10 protein-coding genes are annotated in these 16,172 nt (G+C 44.3%); all 10 read right to left on the minus strand.

The features are described from left to right. Positions 1-25 precede the first annotated feature (25 nt). Positions 26-3,439 carry a response regulator gene (locus tag ACLGGO_RS24175; protein ID WP_446421197.1) on the minus strand — a complete coding sequence of 1,138 codons (3,414 nt, stop codon included), beginning with the start codon at positions 3,437-3,439 and terminating at the stop codon, positions 26-28. A gap of 251 nt (positions 3,440-3,690) precedes the next feature. Further along, positions 3,691-8,133: a GAF domain-containing protein gene (locus tag ACLGGO_RS24180; RefSeq protein WP_446421198.1), complete on the minus strand. Its 4,443-nt coding sequence runs from the start codon at positions 8,131-8,133 to the stop codon at positions 3,691-3,693. A gap of 220 nt (positions 8,134-8,353) precedes the next feature. Continuing rightward, positions 8,354-8,890: a chemotaxis protein CheW gene (locus ACLGGO_RS24185; protein ID WP_446421199.1), complete on the minus strand. Its 537-nt coding sequence runs from the start codon at positions 8,888-8,890 to the stop codon at positions 8,354-8,356. A 28-nt stretch (positions 8,891-8,918) separates the two neighbouring features. Then, entirely contained in the window at positions 8,919-9,284 is a 366-nt protein-coding gene (locus tag ACLGGO_RS24190) for a response regulator transcription factor (RefSeq protein WP_446337927.1), read from the minus strand. A gap of 73 nt (positions 9,285-9,357) precedes the next feature. Next, positions 9,358-10,638, minus strand: coding sequence for a response regulator (locus ACLGGO_RS24195; protein WP_446421200.1), 1,281 nt, complete (start codon positions 10,636-10,638; stop codon positions 9,358-9,360). Positions 10,639-11,246: 608 nt separating this feature from the next. Continuing rightward, entirely contained in the window at positions 11,247-12,662 is a 1,416-nt protein-coding gene (locus ACLGGO_RS24200; protein ID WP_446421201.1) for a response regulator, read from the minus strand. 1,087 nt (positions 12,663-13,749) lie between these two features. After that, positions 13,750-13,911 (minus strand): hypothetical protein, encoded by a 162-nt coding sequence (locus ACLGGO_RS24205; protein WP_446337924.1) that lies wholly within the window; start codon positions 13,909-13,911, stop codon positions 13,750-13,752. A gap of 2 nt (positions 13,912-13,913) precedes the next feature. Next, positions 13,914-14,159 carry a hypothetical protein gene (locus ACLGGO_RS24210; protein WP_446337923.1) on the minus strand — a complete coding sequence of 82 codons (246 nt, stop codon included), beginning with the start codon at positions 14,157-14,159 and terminating at the stop codon, positions 13,914-13,916. A gap of 77 nt (positions 14,160-14,236) precedes the next feature. Next, entirely contained in the window at positions 14,237-14,914 is a 678-nt protein-coding gene (locus tag ACLGGO_RS24215; protein WP_446421202.1) for an urease accessory protein UreF, read from the minus strand. Positions 14,915-14,965: 51 nt separating this feature from the next. Further along, entirely contained in the window at positions 14,966-15,847 is an 882-nt protein-coding gene (locus ACLGGO_RS24220; RefSeq protein WP_446421203.1) for a sterol desaturase family protein, read from the minus strand. Between the last annotated feature and the right edge of the window lie 325 nt (positions 15,848-16,172).

A 16,172-nucleotide genomic window follows, 5' to 3' on the forward strand; every position in this document is an offset into this window, starting at 1 on the left:
ATAGTTCATAGTTGATTTACAAAACTCAAACCTTGATCAGTTTCTGCACTGTCTCTAATAACTGAGGTTCAATGAAGGGCTTGGTGATATAGTCAGTAGCCCCTAATTCATTAGCAATTAAACGGTGCTTTTCGCTATTGCGAGAGGTCAAAATTACCACAGGAATTAGGGATAATTCCGGCTCTTGTTGGCGATACTTGAGAAACTCAAACCCATTCATTCTGGGCATTTCAATGTCGCATATAACTAATTGAATCTGCCGATGATTTTGCAGTTTCTCAATGGCTTCATACCCATCCTTTGCTTGCAATATCTGATAGCCAGCCTTTTGTAACGTAAACGTTAACGTTTGGCGCACTGTCATCGAATCATCGACAACAAGAACAAATTGTTGCGATCGCGTTGAAACCGAGGGTGCGGGTTCAGACGCCGCCGGTAACGCCGCAGGGCGCGAAGGCGATAATTGCCACTGGGGGCGATCGGATGACAGCGACGTTGAACCCGTTAATGCAACCATTGATGATTTAAAATCAGAGGCAAACTCTGGCGGGGATGTCACCGTCTGCTGATCGGCAATAGACTGCATTAATATTGTCCCATCCAGCACCAGTGCTAACCCACCATCAGCTAGAATACAGCCGCCATATACATAAGGGGGAGGCGTAATCATCGATCCTAGGGGACGAATCACTAATTCCTGTTCACCAACAAGTTGGTTGACTTCCAAGCCGAATAGCCGATTCTGACAACGGATCAAAATAACTGGCATTTTTGGACTTGACTCAACCCAGGGGGGTTGGTGGGGAAAAACTAACGCTTTCGGGTTGGGTGTATAGTAATTTAAAATGTTCGCCAAGGAAAAAATTGGGATCAGTTGTTCATCCTTTCCTGTACCCCATCGCAGCACTTTTCCCTCTTCCCAGCAGCGCAGTCGTTCCGGTGGCGGGATAATGATTTGTTCAATCGCATCAGAAAGTAAAGCATATTTTTGACCTTCCGCTTCAATCAAGAGTAGCTTGGCGATTGTCAAACTCAGGGGTATTTGCAGTCTAAAGGTTGTTCCGTGATAGGGTTGGGAATAGACTATCACTGAACCTTGTAGCGCTTCCACTTGGGAACGCACTACATCCATCCCAATTCCGCGTCCAGACAAATCACTTAACTCCGAAGCGGTGGAAAAACCGGGTTCAAAGAGAAACTCTGTCAGTTGTGCTGGCGTCAAATGTCTTGCTTTTTCCGCGTTGATCAAGTGCTGATCAACTGCCCGTTGGCGAATCTTCTCAAAATTTAGTCCTTGCCCATCATCCCGAACTTCAATCACTAAATATCGATTCTGGTGATGGGCATCAATTTCAATTAAACCATGACTGGATTTGCCCGATTGTTGGCGAACCGTTGGTGACTCAATCCCATGGTCAAAAGCATTACGAATTAGGTGTAGTAAGGGGTCATAGAGTTTCTGCACGACCACTTTATCCACCAAAACCTCTGTGCCATGCAGTTTAAGTTCGACTAATTTATCATGAGTTACTTGCAACTGTTGCAGAACTCGAGGAAAACGTTTAAATAATGTCCCCAAAGGCAACAGTCGCGCCTGCATCAGCGTGTCGCGAGTACTGGTTAGTAGCCGCCGTTGTTTGTCTAAGGTTTGATTGAATTGATTGGTAAACAGTTCAATCGACTCCGTTGCTTCAGTCAGTTGGGCTGTATCTTCAATTAGAGACTGGATTAAAAGCTGGGGTTCATTATAGCTATCCAGTTCTAAAGGATCAAATTGATTCGGAATTTTAAACTGATTGTTTTGCCAGGAAAATAGCTGCTTTTCTTTGCTCCCTTCTCGATTTTTTATCCACCACTTGCTAGTCCGTTGTTGTTGCGTTCGATGCAATTGACGGTCATGCCAATCTTGCAATTGATCCAACAGTTGTTGATGTTGTTGCAGGCGATTTAGCACCGAATGAACCGCCGTTTGCAGTTGCTCATTCTGTAGGGATTGGCGGTTTTGGTGGGTTAAGAGTTCGCCAACCGAGTAATTTAAATGTTCTAAATGATCAATATTGACTCGTACTGTTTGCGGCTGAGTTTCCGGAACAGAGTCTTTTTGCGCCCTAGAGGAGGGTAAAACATAATCGGTTAACGGTTCTGTCTCTTCAACTGGAAGATTTGGCAAAGATTCTGGCGTTAAATCCTCTAAATTCTCCGATTGAGTATTGAACACTGGAAACGCTTCCGCCTCAGATTCTGGCTCAGCATTATCGTCGATCGCGGATTCTGAAATCGATACGTTCCCCCATATAGCATCTAATAATCCAGTCGAGTCTTGTTCCTCAAATCCTTCCTCCTCACTTTCATTATCAATGTGAGACTCATCCTCACCCAGATCCATATCTAGTAAAGGCGTAATATCTGCATTTCCCAGTTGAAACTCGGCTGGATCGGTGATCAGGTTCTCCAGAAAACTCTCATTTGTATGAGCTAAATGAGCCGCATCAGCACCAAACGCGATCGCAACATCCGGAGTAAAGTTGGTCACATCTAGGGAAATCCCAAATTCCTCATCAAAATTACTCGGATTCGCGATAGTCTCCGCTTCCTCGGTTTCCGAGACGTAGCCTACTACATTTCTATATACGTCTTCTTCCTGATCGCTCTCCAGCCAACCCGCCAATTCTTGCAGCGATTGAGACGGTTGACCCCCTTGAGTGCGATCGCCATTGAGTACCGCCTGCTGTCCAGTCTGGAAGTCAGCCAGGGCGATATTAGTAATCATTTTCGCCTGATCAGGATAATGATCCAAAGCCGCGATCGCCGCCTTGGCAATATTCGCAAATCCCGGTAAATTCATCGATTCAGCGACACCCAGCAACACTTGCGCCTGCGATCGCAACGCCTCAGCCATGACAGACGGATCATCACTCGCCAAAGCCTCGGTAACTTGTTCTAACCGTTGAGTGACCCCCACCTCAAAAATCGATTGAGTCACATCAAATCCCAACTCCAAAGAACTGGGAATACTCGCTTGTTGGTCAAAACAATCACCCAACTTATCTTGCAGTTTAGCAAACACAGCCGCCGTGCGATCCAGAACTTCCGTTTCATTAATCTGTCCCCCCATAACTTCAGCCGTTAGGGGTAATCGCAGACATTCATATCCTTCAAATAGTAAGGCTTCCACCTCAGCATCAATCACGACATCGGGATTAAAAAGGGTTTTAAAAATATCCTCTAACGAGTGAGCAACAGTTTTAATTGTTTCCAACTCTACACTAGCCGCCGCACCTTTAAGTGTGTGAGTAGTTCGCATCAAGTTATGAACTTTATTGACACTAAAATTAGTCCGCAGATCGAGTAATTCTTGTTCGATAATACCCAGAAGTTCTGGCGCTTCTTCCAGGAAATATTGATAACTTTGTTCACGAATAATTGGATCGTTAGTCATTGGGGGAGTTTTGAGGGGTGAATGTGTAGGGGCGGGTTTTACCAATAACCTTCAGGAGAAAACCCTTAACTTAACTAAACCCGCCCTGACTGATTGTAGAAACACGCCATCATTCGTTTTGTGTAGGGTTGGGTTGAGGGGCGGGTTTACTCACACCCAGGTGAGATAAAAAACGATAATCGTCAAACCCGCCCCTACAGCGTCAATGACAACTGACAACTGATAACTGATAACTGACAACTGACAACTGACTATTCAACCTTGAACTGATCGGCACTCATTTGCAGGTTTTGCGCCATTGCCAACAATTCTTGGAACGATGTAGACATCTCCAGAGAATTTTCCGCCGTTTGATTAGCAATCGTCGCCACCTGAGTCATGGTTCGCGTGACAGACTGCAACTCCTGATTCTGAATTTGAGTCGCCTGGGTAATTCCAGCAACCACCTGACTAATCTGACTCGTGGCTTCCACAATCGCATACAAATACTCGCGGGCTTCATTGACTTGGTTTGTGCCAATTGCCACCTGCTGAATCCCAGTTTCCATGACTGTGGAGACTTCTGCTGTTCCCATCTGGATTTCCTGCACCAATTGGGCAATCTCCGTCGTCGCTTCCGCTGACTGGCGAGCCAGAGAACGCACTTCATCCGCAACCACCACAAAACCTCGTCCATACTCACCGGCGCGTGTGGCTTCAATCGACGCATTCAACGCCAGCAGTTGAGTTTGAGTCGTAAAATTACTAATCAAATTCACCACTCGCGACACCTTTTGCGTCGATTCACTCAAGCGCTTGAGTCGCTTACTGGTTTCCGCCACGGTTTCCCGGATATCCATAATCCCATCCACCGTGCGGTTCATCGCCTCATCCCCCGCCTGAACCGTTTGGTTAGCGCGTTGCACCGCTTCGTTCACCTGGCGAGCGCTAGCACCCACCGCTTCAGTGGTATTCACCATCATCTGAATCTGTTCTAGGGTTTGTTCCAGCGCCTGGAACTGGCGTTGCGCTTGTTGCGCCAATCCCGCGATCGCGGCTTCGCTGGCTTGAGAGGTTTGTGCCACTTGGCGAGAGGATTGCTGCACCTGTTTCACAATCCCCCGTAGACTTTGCAGGGTATTGTTATAGGCATCAGCAACCGTTCCCACTACACTTTCGGTAATCGGCGCTCGCACGGTGAGATCCCCTTGTAACGCCGGACGTACCGCCGTTAACAATTGAATCACTCCCTCTTGCAATTCTTCCTTCGCCGCTTTCTCCCGTTGCGCCGCCGCCATTAGTTGCTCAGACTGTTCCTGAACTTGCTCCAAGGATTGAGCTTGCTGCAAAGCAATCCCTAACTGGGTTGACATTTGGGCTAAGAGTTTAATCTCTCCCTCTTCCCAGGTTCGCGGTTCACTGTTTTGATAAACCCCCAGCAATCCCCACAGTTGTTCCCCTTGGAATAGAGGCGCGATCATGTAAGCTTGCGCTCCCCACTGTTGCAACACTTGACGGTTAAACGTCAATTCAGTGGCTTGGCTGATGTCATTCACCGCACGGGACTGATTTTGGCGATAGGAACCTCCCCGGGTTTCTTGTAACACTGGATCACTCACCTGCGCCAATTCCGTACCCACAACCTTGATGTATGAGCCGCCCACATCTTCAATCACAAATTGCCCACTCCAATCAGAGTTAAAGTGATAAACCGCCACCCGATCCGCATTCAGCAGGAGTCGTAGTTCCTGACTCGTCGCCTGCAACAGAACCTCTGGGTTTAAGGTTCCTTTTTGTAAGCGCTCGGCAATTCGTTGTCCGGTTTTATACAGCAGGTCGATAAAATTACTTTCCCGCTGCGCTAATTTGGCGAATTGATCCGACTGCTGTTGCACCTGCTCCAGGTAGTAGAGTCGTTGTAATGCCGTTCCCACCCCTTGACCGAGTTGGGTTAACGCGGTAATTTCGCTACTCGTCCAGTGACGGGTGCCGCTATTTTGATAAGCACAGAGGATTCCCCATAACTCATCGGCGACGAAAATCGGTGCCAGGGCGTAAGCTTTGACCTCAAATTGCTCTAAGATTTCAACGTGACAATCCGAGTGACCGATGGTATGGATATCATCCACGGCGAAGCTTTCCCGATTGCGATACCGCCCCCCCTGGGTTTCCTTTAAATAGGTGTCTTCCCAAACGGTGCGGATATCGGGACCCACTAAAGGCGTCCAACCCGTCGCCACTGACTCGGCGACAAACACACCACTCCAATCCGGCTCAAACTGATACACCGCTGTGCGATCGCACTTGAGTAGTTTCCGTAGTTCACGAGTGGCTATATTGTAGATGCTGGGTACATCCTCGCCATAGCTCAACTTAGTGAGGACGGTTGATACCGTTTCCTGGGTTTGGGCAATCGTCGCTAGCTGCGTGGATTGGTCTTGTAACTGGTGCAGGTACTGGGATTGTTTCAAGGCGATGGACAATTGATAAGCCACCTGCTTGACAAAATCAATCTCTTGTTGTTTCCACTTCCGTGGACCACTGCACTGGTGAATACACAGCAATCCCCACAATTCCATCCCTTGCATGACGGGTGCGACCAAATTCCCTCGCACCTGGAACTTGGAGAGGGTATCAATATAACAGGGGGCTAAATTGGCGTTATAAATATCCGTAACCGCCCAAACCCGTCCCTTACGATAATTTTCCGCATGTTTGTCACCAAAACAGTGATCGTCTATTTTCATCGACAAGGCTGATTGTAAACCTGCCACCACCCGCTCAGACACCATTTCTCCCCGATTAAACCCAGAGTCGGGATCAAAGCGAAAGACGCCCACGCGATCAGCGCCCAAAAAGGTTTGCACTTCCGCACCAGCCGTCTGGAAAATCTGCTCCAAGTCTTGAGATTGGCTAATTTTGCTAATAATTTGAGCCGTGACTCGTTCCAAGTCGGCGGTTTTAACCAGTTGCTGGGATTGGGCTTGTAATTTCTCTAGATACTCCGCCTGTTGCAGCGCCACGCCTAGTTGAGCCGCCACTTGAGTCAGCAGTCGGACTTCACCGTCTTCCCAGTGACGTGTACTGGTGTTTTGAAACGCACTGAGTAATCCCCACAGCTTTTGTCCTTGGAAGATAGAGACAACGGCACAGGATTTGACTTCAAAGTACTCTAACGCCTCGATATGACAATCGGTGAGATTGGCAGTGTAAATATCATCCACAACCAAGGGTTCATTATCGCGAAAACGTCCCCCTTGGTGTTCGTTGAGATAGGGATCTTCCCAACCACTCCCCACGAGTTTGGGAAATCCCCCCGCTTCTGATTCACTGACGAAATCCCCAAAATAGTCATCGCGGAATTTATAGATGGTGACGCGCTCAATATTCAGGAGTTTACGCACTTCTTTGGTTGTGGTTTGGAAAATCGTCTCCAAGTCGGTGGTTTGACGAATTTTCTCGATCACACGGGCGATGGTGCGTTCCCGTTCCGCCGTTTTTGCTAATTGTCCGGTTCGCGCTTGCAAACTGTCTAGGTATTCGGCTTGCTGGAGTGCGACACCAAACTGACGCCCGACTAAGGCGAGGATGTTAAGCTCTGAGGCGTCCCATTGACGGGGACCTGAGTTTTGGAAGGCGGCGAGTAACCCCCATAGTTTGTCTCCCTCAAAAATGGGTGCGATCGCATAAGCTTTTGCTTCAAATTGTTCTAACAGGTCGATGTGACAATCACTCAACCCGGCGGCGTAAATGTTATTCACCGCATTGGTTTCTTCCTGGCGATAACGCCCACCTTTGGTTTCCTGGAGATAGGTATCCACCCAGACTTTTTCGATATCCGGACCGACTAAAGGAACCCATTCCGGTGCGACGGATTCAGCGATGAACTCGCCACTCCAATCTCGATTAAACCGATACACCGCCACGCGATCGCACTGTAGTTGTTGGCGGATTTCCCGCGTGGCGCTGCTAAAGACTTGGGGCACATTGAGCGATCGCAGAATGTTCTTCAGGATTTTCGCCGCGATTTTGCCAACAATTTTGGTTTTTTGGTTCTGAGTTTGCAGTTGGCTATAGAGTTCCCCAGGTTGCAGGTTGAGAGTCAGTTCCGTTGTCACCTGATAAAGCAGATTTATTTCTGCTTCTTGCCAAGTACGAGTTCCTGAACATTGCTGGACAATCAGTAAACCCCACACTTGTTTACTAATAACAATTGGCAAACTCAAGCTAGCTTTAACTTGGAAGCGTTTGAGTAGTTGCAGTTGGTAGGGACTGGTAACGCCTTGGTAAAGATGATTGAGTGTGACAACCTCTTGCTGTTGATACTCTATTTGATTGTTTGCCCCAAAAGTTAACGCCGGTAAGGGTTCACCCAAACAGGGAGTATACCCCGCAACCATTGATTCGGCAAGGACAACGCCCTCAGTTTCACTCTCGAAGCGATAAATTAAAACGCGATCCACCTGGAAATGCTCCCGCACTTCTGCCACGGTGGTTTCTAACAGGGTATCAACGGTTTCAATTGTAGAAGCGCGACGCATCCGTTTAGCCACTGATAACAACCACTGTCGTTGTTGTTGAAAATAGGTCTCAATATTGATATCAGAGTTAGGGTGGGACTCACCAGTCACGCGATCGCCATTACTGATTTTGTGAGCGGAATCGTTCTCCGCATCAGGGTTGAGTACTTGCTTGGATTGTTCGAGTTCTTGCATAATTCGCTTTGTCTAGTCCGAATAAGTCCACAATTCGCGATCGGGAAAGTTTTAAGTTTTGACCCTTCGCCTCGCTAGTCTGGAATGGTTTATAGGGGCGGGTTTAGGGATTTTCTTTAGCCATTGATGGTAAGGTTTGTGCAGAACCCGCCCTGACTTTTCCAGAGGGAGAATACTACGTCTTGAACACCTCTGTCCCATCTCCCTTATCCCTCATTTTTCACTCACGATGCATTTGCCAAAGGGGATAGTGGCTAATGGCGTGAATATTCAGCACAATTCCCTGCTCTTCAGGGAGTGAACCCAGAATAAACGGCAACAGTTTAGGCGGAAATAAACCGGGAGCTGCAGGTTGTAAATGTTGTAAATTGTGATATTCAATGTCATTAACTTGTGCAACAACAAGTCCTACAGATTGATCATTAACCTGAACCACTAAAACCACCAAATCCGCAGATAATTGTCCTTGTTGTTCTAAAGGTAAATAGCCCATCAAATGGTTCAGATCAACTAGCCAAAGCATATCGCCACGCCAGTTACAGATACCTAAAACACAATGGGGCATTTCTGGAACAGGTAAAATCTCCGTTGCGTTCACTCGTAGCACTTCCCCAATCTGTTCCAAGGGCAATAACGCACTATCTTGGTGACCCAAAGGAAAGCGGAGTAACCGCTGCTGCTTTTGGGGGGGGAAAGGTTTAAGGTTGAGTGGTTCAAGACTCGTTGTTAATAGAATTGAGTCGAGGGAATTTGTCATTTTTTAGGTAACAGGGAACAGGGAACATCTAAACCAGGGTAAATTTATTAATCGTTTTCATTAATTCCTGTTGATCGACTGGTTTAGAAATATAGGCATCAGCACCCAACATCGAACCCCATAATTTGTCAGCGTCAGTTCCTTTTGTTGAACAAATTACTACAGGAATTTTCTTGGTATCAATGTTCGTTTTAATCTCGCGGCAAAGTTCAAAGCCACTTTGACCGGGTAAAATCACATCGAGAATTACCAAGTCAGGTTTTTGAGCCTGGAGTTTTATATGAGCCTCTTCTCCACTCGTCACACTAACCACGTTTAGACCAGCTTGTCTTAAATAACGAGTCAGCACCTGAGTTTCTGTTACACTATCTTCCACTAAAAGAATAGTTGTCATAGTTAATCCAATTTTTGCGAGACAAACTTTGTACAGCTTGTTTGTGGTCAAAAGGTCAATTCTGAGCAGAATTTTAATTACTCATATATAAAGATTTTGTCGGTAAATACCTCTGCAAAGTACTTAAGACCTTTTGTTGAGTAATCGGCTTCGGCAAAAAACCAGAAGCACCAACCATCTTGGCACGCACCCGGTCTACAATGCCGTCATTTCCCGTCAAAATAATCACAGGAATATTCTGAAAAACCGAAACACGGCGAATTTGTGAACAAATTTCATAACCATTGGCTACAGGCATTACCAAATCCAGGAATATGAGATCAGGTTTATTTTCGAGAAGTACGACTAGGGCTTGCACGGAATCCTGAATTGAGACAAAATTATAACCCGCCTCCTCTAAAATATAACCCATCATTTGACTATCAATTCTACTATCATCGATATAAGCAATTACCGCGCTTGCTGATTTGGATGAGGATAACGTTGCCGAAGACTTTTGTGAACTTATTCTGCCATTTTGCTGAGATTTTGGTTCGACAAGCTTAGGGCTTAAAATAGAAACTTTTAAATCCTCAACTTCAATTAAAGCAATTAAATTTTTACGAATATAGGGGGCAATCGAGTGAGTTAAGGGCAGAATATTTTGTTTTAACTTGACTGCTAAATCCCGAAGCGTTTGTGTCCCATCGGCAAGAGTTGTCAGGTTGCGATAAGCAGAGGGTGATGTTTGCAGGCGTAACTGTTCCGCCTGCAAAATTTTGGGGGCTAGATTCGGAGAAATGTCAGCTAAACCAGCTTGTTGCCAAGCTTGCCAATCCTGAAAAACTTGCTGCCAAACGCGCTCTGCACGTACCACAACCCACCCTAAATCGATAGAATCTTGAGGAATCACTCGGTAGCTTAGATACAAGCCAGAATGATAGTTTTGTTGTTCGCCTGCTTGGATAATATCAAAAAGAACTTCGCCAGTATGACCTTCAACAATTGCCGCCATTTGTCCGAGGGGTACTTGTCCTTGTTTCACTTGTTTGGATAAGGACTCATAATCTTGATATTGAATCGGTTCTCCTTCTTGAATCACAGAATTAACAGCCAGTGAAGGACAGTGCAATGACAGTTGACGATACCAACGACGCACAGGATGTACTTCACTGTCACAACCAATCAAACTCCCGACGCTAAAGAATAGCTTCCACTGCTGCTGTTGAGGATTGGTTATGTTGAAATCTAACTGACCTGTAAATTGTTGACTCGCACAATTTTGAATTCGTCTTAGCAGTTCTTCTGTGTTAAAGATAACATCATGTTTGGTTGTAGGCCAGTGAGTTGATCGAACAGATAAAGGGGCAAGCATTTTGTATTTTTATTTGTATCGTCCAGTGAGATGATATATTAAATGACTATGATATAGAAAGGATTAGGTCTTAGCTGTATATTTTTCGTTTTTCAGAACTAAAAAAAACAGCAATCTACCCGTTTAATAAACACATTTTGATAGATTTATTTATACAACTGACTCAATTCTAACTTATAAAAATGCCACTGTGTCAATATATTGGTCAACAAATAGCATTTTAAAGTACCGTTATTTACTTTAATAAAATAAAAAAAAGACTAAAAATATTTTTATTTTGCCAATTATTTTTTAGCTTTATTTTAAGCAATAGGGATCATGTCATCTTTGTAGGTTGGGTTTCGTTTCTCAACCCAACTCCAGATTAGCCTGTTGGGTAAAGCTTACACAAGGGCCCAACCTACTTGAACGTTTTATGCGAAACTGACATGCTCCCAAGCAATATTTCAGTTAAAAATAAATAGATTAACTCATTTATCAGGGAAAATGTATCATTGCTCCCTCTGCTCCCTCTGCTTCCCCTGCTCCCTCTGCTTCCCCTGCTCCCTACCCCTCCACAAGACTTATTCAGCAGACTCTACTTAGATGTGTTTTTTTTGAATACTCTCTTACATCAGAGAGTATTGAATCGGTTGTTTAGCATACCAATCTCCAATGGTTGATCTATTCTGGAACTGGTTAACTTTCGGCTGGGGTAGATGAGTTTGTAAAGCTTGTAGAATTTTCTCTTTATTGATGGGCTTGGTGACAAAATCTGACGCCCCGACAATTTTTGCCCGTGTCCGGTCAATAATCCCATCCTTACCCGTGACAATAATCACAGGAGTAGATTTGAAAAAGGGAATCCGACGAATTTGGGAGCAGATTTCATATCCATTAGCAATGGGCATCACTAAATCCAAGAAAATCAGGTCAGGTTTTTTTTCTATCAATATCGATAAAGCTTTTTCCTGATCCTCAACATTGATAAACCCATAGCCCGCTTGAGTGAGAATATGATTCATCAGCAACAGATCAACTGAGCTATCCTCAATACAGGCGATTAAAGGACTCGTCGGCTTCGATTCTATTGGAGTTGCTGGAGTTTCTGGGAATGGATGTTCCTGGTTCATATTTGTCAATGAGGCGACGCTGAGACTCACGTCCTCAACCTCAATCAATTCGATTAAACCTTGACGAATATACGGGATGATTGGCTGAGTCAGGAGTAATAGATTCCGGTTCAAATTAACAGCTAAATCTCGTAATGTTTGACCTCCATTCATTGAAGCAAGAAGGTTATCAGATGAAAATTGAGAGGTTTCTTGTTGCAAGGCTTTAAACGTCTGATTAAGACCTCCTAACCCACTGAGGTTATCATAAAGCATCTGGGAAAACTGTTTTTGTAATTCTTGAGGTTGTAAAACCTTGGGCGCTAAATTGGGAGAAATATCTGTTAAATCTGAACCTTGCCAACTTTGCCAAAGTTTCAAGGCTTGTCGCCAGGTTTTATCAACCTCTATAGTGACTAGAGCTGAATCCATCTGCTCTTGAGGAATTTGACTATAAGTGAGTCGCAAGTTTGAGAGTGATGTCTGTTCAAGTTGTTGAATCAGATCAAAGAAGACTTCTAAAATATAGCCTTCGACAACTTCTGTCATTTGCTCTTTTCTAATTTTTCCTTCCATTACCAATTCCGCTAAGGCGTCGTAATTATCACCAGCAAATTGATGTGAACTATTGATAGTCCCATCTTTAAACAGTTGGGGACAGTAACGACAAAGCTGACGCAACCAACTCCGAAGTGGATGTACACCACTTCCGCCACAGATTAAACCCCGGCAAAAATATAAACTCCAATGCTGGCGTTGAGGGGCTTCAATATCTAAGCAACCTGTAAATTGCTCACTGGCGCAGGAGAAAATTTGGGTTGCCAGATTTTCAGTATTGACAATTTGACAAGGGGTAAAGGGAAATCCGCCAGTGCTAATAAATTCAGCCCAGTGTTGAGAGTATCCAATTACTCGCTGGAATTGATTAGTCATAATTTTAAGTTGAACTCCTGGAAATACGGCATGGAATGATTAGCTATGATGAAATCAATTAGCCGAGTTGGGAAAGATATAGAAACAGACTGTACTCAGTCGTAGTAATACCGTCAGCTTTAGATGATAAGCTGGGACAATTAAGCACAGTCTTGTTCGGAGAGAGGTGTACAAAACTGAACCACTCTAGTTAACATCACACTTAAGTGCTTGCTGTTAGTATTACAAAATTTGGTAAATCACCCAGATTAGAGGAGTTTTTGCTATCGCCGACAGACGTGAGTCAGCCTCTAACTTCGGCGTTGTGGAGATGCACTGCTGTATCGGGTTGGGTTGTACCCAGTATAATTCTACGTAGACGTTTAGATGAAGTTGCTTACACTCACTATCGCCAGTAAGGATTTGTGAAAGCAGATGGGGCTGAAAAGCTTGCCCGATAATGGTTGCTATTTCACAACTGATTTAGACGTACTCTATCTTTATGGTAGAGGATTTCACGGGTAATTCGGTAAAGTGATCATCAATTTTCTGTAAAGCTTCGTTCACATTTTCTTGATCAAGTCATTATATTTTCCTATTTTCGGCTGATCTTGCCGCCAATAACCTCAGCATAATGGCGTAAGTTTATCCCTGTAGTTCTTTAGGAAGAAGACAAGCTTTTAATCCTTTCCTAATAAGCATTTCAGCTATCGCATAACCCTGATTTTACGGTAACATACCTAAGCCAAATAGCTTAGGTATAGGGATAAGCATTACCCCATTTATCCGTAATTACCCCCAGAGAATTAATCTTTCTTCCTAGATATTAAGTATTTTTGATTATCAGGTTTTGGCTAAAAATATAGCAACCAGTCTAGAAGAGAGCTATAATGCGAGATGGGATAAAAAGGGTGTATCCCACGCTTATTGGACGTGGGATTTCACGTACTCCTTCAACAAACACAACAGACATGGTACTCGCGAAGCACCAAGCCCGCTACATGGTTCATCATTGTTATTTCAAGCAAAGTCTATGAACCATGAACAAAGGGACTAATCTCTGCCATCCATTGAAGGTGGTAAACTCACCGCCGCTGTTGGTGATCGGTTATTTTCTGTACAATTCGCCAATAAATTCATTGAGGACTTTCTGGGCGGCTTTGTAGGCGAGTGCATTTCTACCGATATTCAAGTTACCGAGAATGCGATCCCGAATTGCCTCCAACTTGGATAGTGGTGGAACCTGTTGCCTGAGAGTTGAATTTTCCACTCTCAGGCTGCGAATTCCCCCAATGCTGCCCTCAACTGATCTAACTCTTCTCGAATCGGTTGAATTTGGGCAGCAATTCGTTCATCGATCTCAAGAAAATTGGCTTGGGTAAGGGGGATGCCTAATGCCGATTTGATGGCATTGGTAATAAATTCAGTCTGAGTGCAGCCTTCAGCCGCACATTTCTCGCGTAGCGCCTGAAGTAATTCGTTGTCTATGCGAAGATTGATCTGGGTTCGTTGTGTCATTGCTTCCTCAAAATTGAAAAACTTTTAAGGTAGCATAGAACCATGCGATAGACAACTTACACCAATACAGAATGAGGCTAACTGCGAAATAATCGCGTATACTGGGTTTCGTGAGCCATGCTAGAGAGTGCGAATCCCCAAGTGCAACTGTTTAACTGTTCATCATTTTCTAGTGCTAAAATGTCTTGGCTAGCCACCGATAGCACCGGGGTAAGTTCCAGTAGAAGTTGTTGACCGACAGTTTGACCCAAGGGAATCAATTTCACACCTGCATTAATTAGATTGGATGCCCAACTGTGGAAATAACCCAATAAAGCAGCCATGAGGTTAATTTGCCAGTAAGCGGCTGCAATCCCAAAGGCGATCGCATAATTGCAGGGTGTTCCCACGATCCTGGCTACAGACTTAAGTTCCGGTTCTAACTCGACGAGTAAGCGGATCAGGGAATTGCCCATTTGCCAACTTTGCGATCGCAACTCCGAGGTTTCCTTCGCCGCACTCGTCCAAGCATTCCAATAGTCCAATGCTTCTAAGTCTTGATCCTGGAGACTCTGATAGGATCTTACCATCATAGCCGCTTCTAAGCGAATTGCTCCATAGCTCAATTCTTGGTCAATCCAGGCTTTTAATTGCTTTGGCTTATCAATCACCCCCCGTTCCACCAGTATTTCTAATCCTTCTGAATAGCTATAGGCACCGACGGGTAAAGTGGGACTCGCAAGTTGCAACAAATGCAATAGGTTATCATTTGTCATTTGTCATTTGTCATTTGTCAGGGAACTCTAGGGCAGGGAAAATGGCACGAGTCAAGTCGTAACTTTACTGGCACGACTAGACAACTTCACCGCCATTTTCTCCAGAGAGGCGACAGGAGATATAATTCCCGATTTTTTGGTAGGAGGGTTCAAAGTATTAAATACCCTGTCCCAAAATCCATGAATACCATAGTTTCCCTTAAAACTGGTGTGATGCAGATCGTGAAAATCGGATGCAATGAAAAATATAGACAACGAACTATGACCTTCTAGGTTGTAAGCATTACCTATAATAGTCCAAGCCAAGAGTTGAGTAAGATCATATCCAAATATAAAGATAGGTAAAATATCTGTAATGGTGACTATAATATATTCACTCAGACTCTTATGACCAGCGACAAAACTTGATGAATCGGCAAACTCATGATGTTTAAGATGTATTCTCAGCAAAATTTTTCTGTGAAGTAACCAATGGGCGACATAAAAACAAAAATCAGCCGCAATGATTCGCATAAAGAACCATCTCAGATTGAGGAGTAAGCCATTACCTCTATGTACCTCTGGCGCCAGATAGAGGATGATTAATGCTGTTATTAAACCCTGAATTTGTCCAATAATAATGCCTTTTGCCGTAAAAGCTGGGAAGGGTTGTTTTTTTACTTTTTTGACTCTTGAATTGAATTTATCTCTCAACTGATCATTATTTTTGATTACCTTTTCGATGAAAAGTCCAATTACATAAAACGAGACAGAGCTAACAACCCAGTATAAAACTACCTGAGTAATAAACTTGAGTTCTACATCGTGCAAGACCCAATGTAAAAACCGTTGTAAAATTGCACAACTTATTGCAATTTTTAGGTAGAACTCTAGTTCAAAAAATAAATTAAAAATAAAATTATTTTTTTTACCTTGCTTTGAGTTATTTTCCATTAATTATTGTACCGAATTCCCGGTTGTCGTAGCCATTGTCTGCCACAAATCTTACCATGAGATGTGGCATATTGCCAAGAGTCTGGACGTTCTAGTATCTATAGACGAATAAGACCGTCTTGCTTGCTAGTTGGGAGAGTTGTGAAGCCCCAAATAAGAGCGAAGCAAGTTAGGCTTTGACACTCCCCGGTCTAAAGACACAGGGATTCTGCTGACAGAGCAGGCTGTGGAAGTTGCCACAGTCTAGTTCTCGCTACGGTCGTCAAACACCGTCTACCCAGTCGGTTTAGGTCAATACCTAACTTTCTGGCTACTTTTCTTAAAA

The sequence above is a fragment of the Coleofasciculus sp. genome (genome assembly GCF_046565525.1).
Classification (GTDB): Bacteria; Cyanobacteriota; Cyanobacteriia; order Cyanobacteriales; family Coleofasciculaceae; genus Coleofasciculus.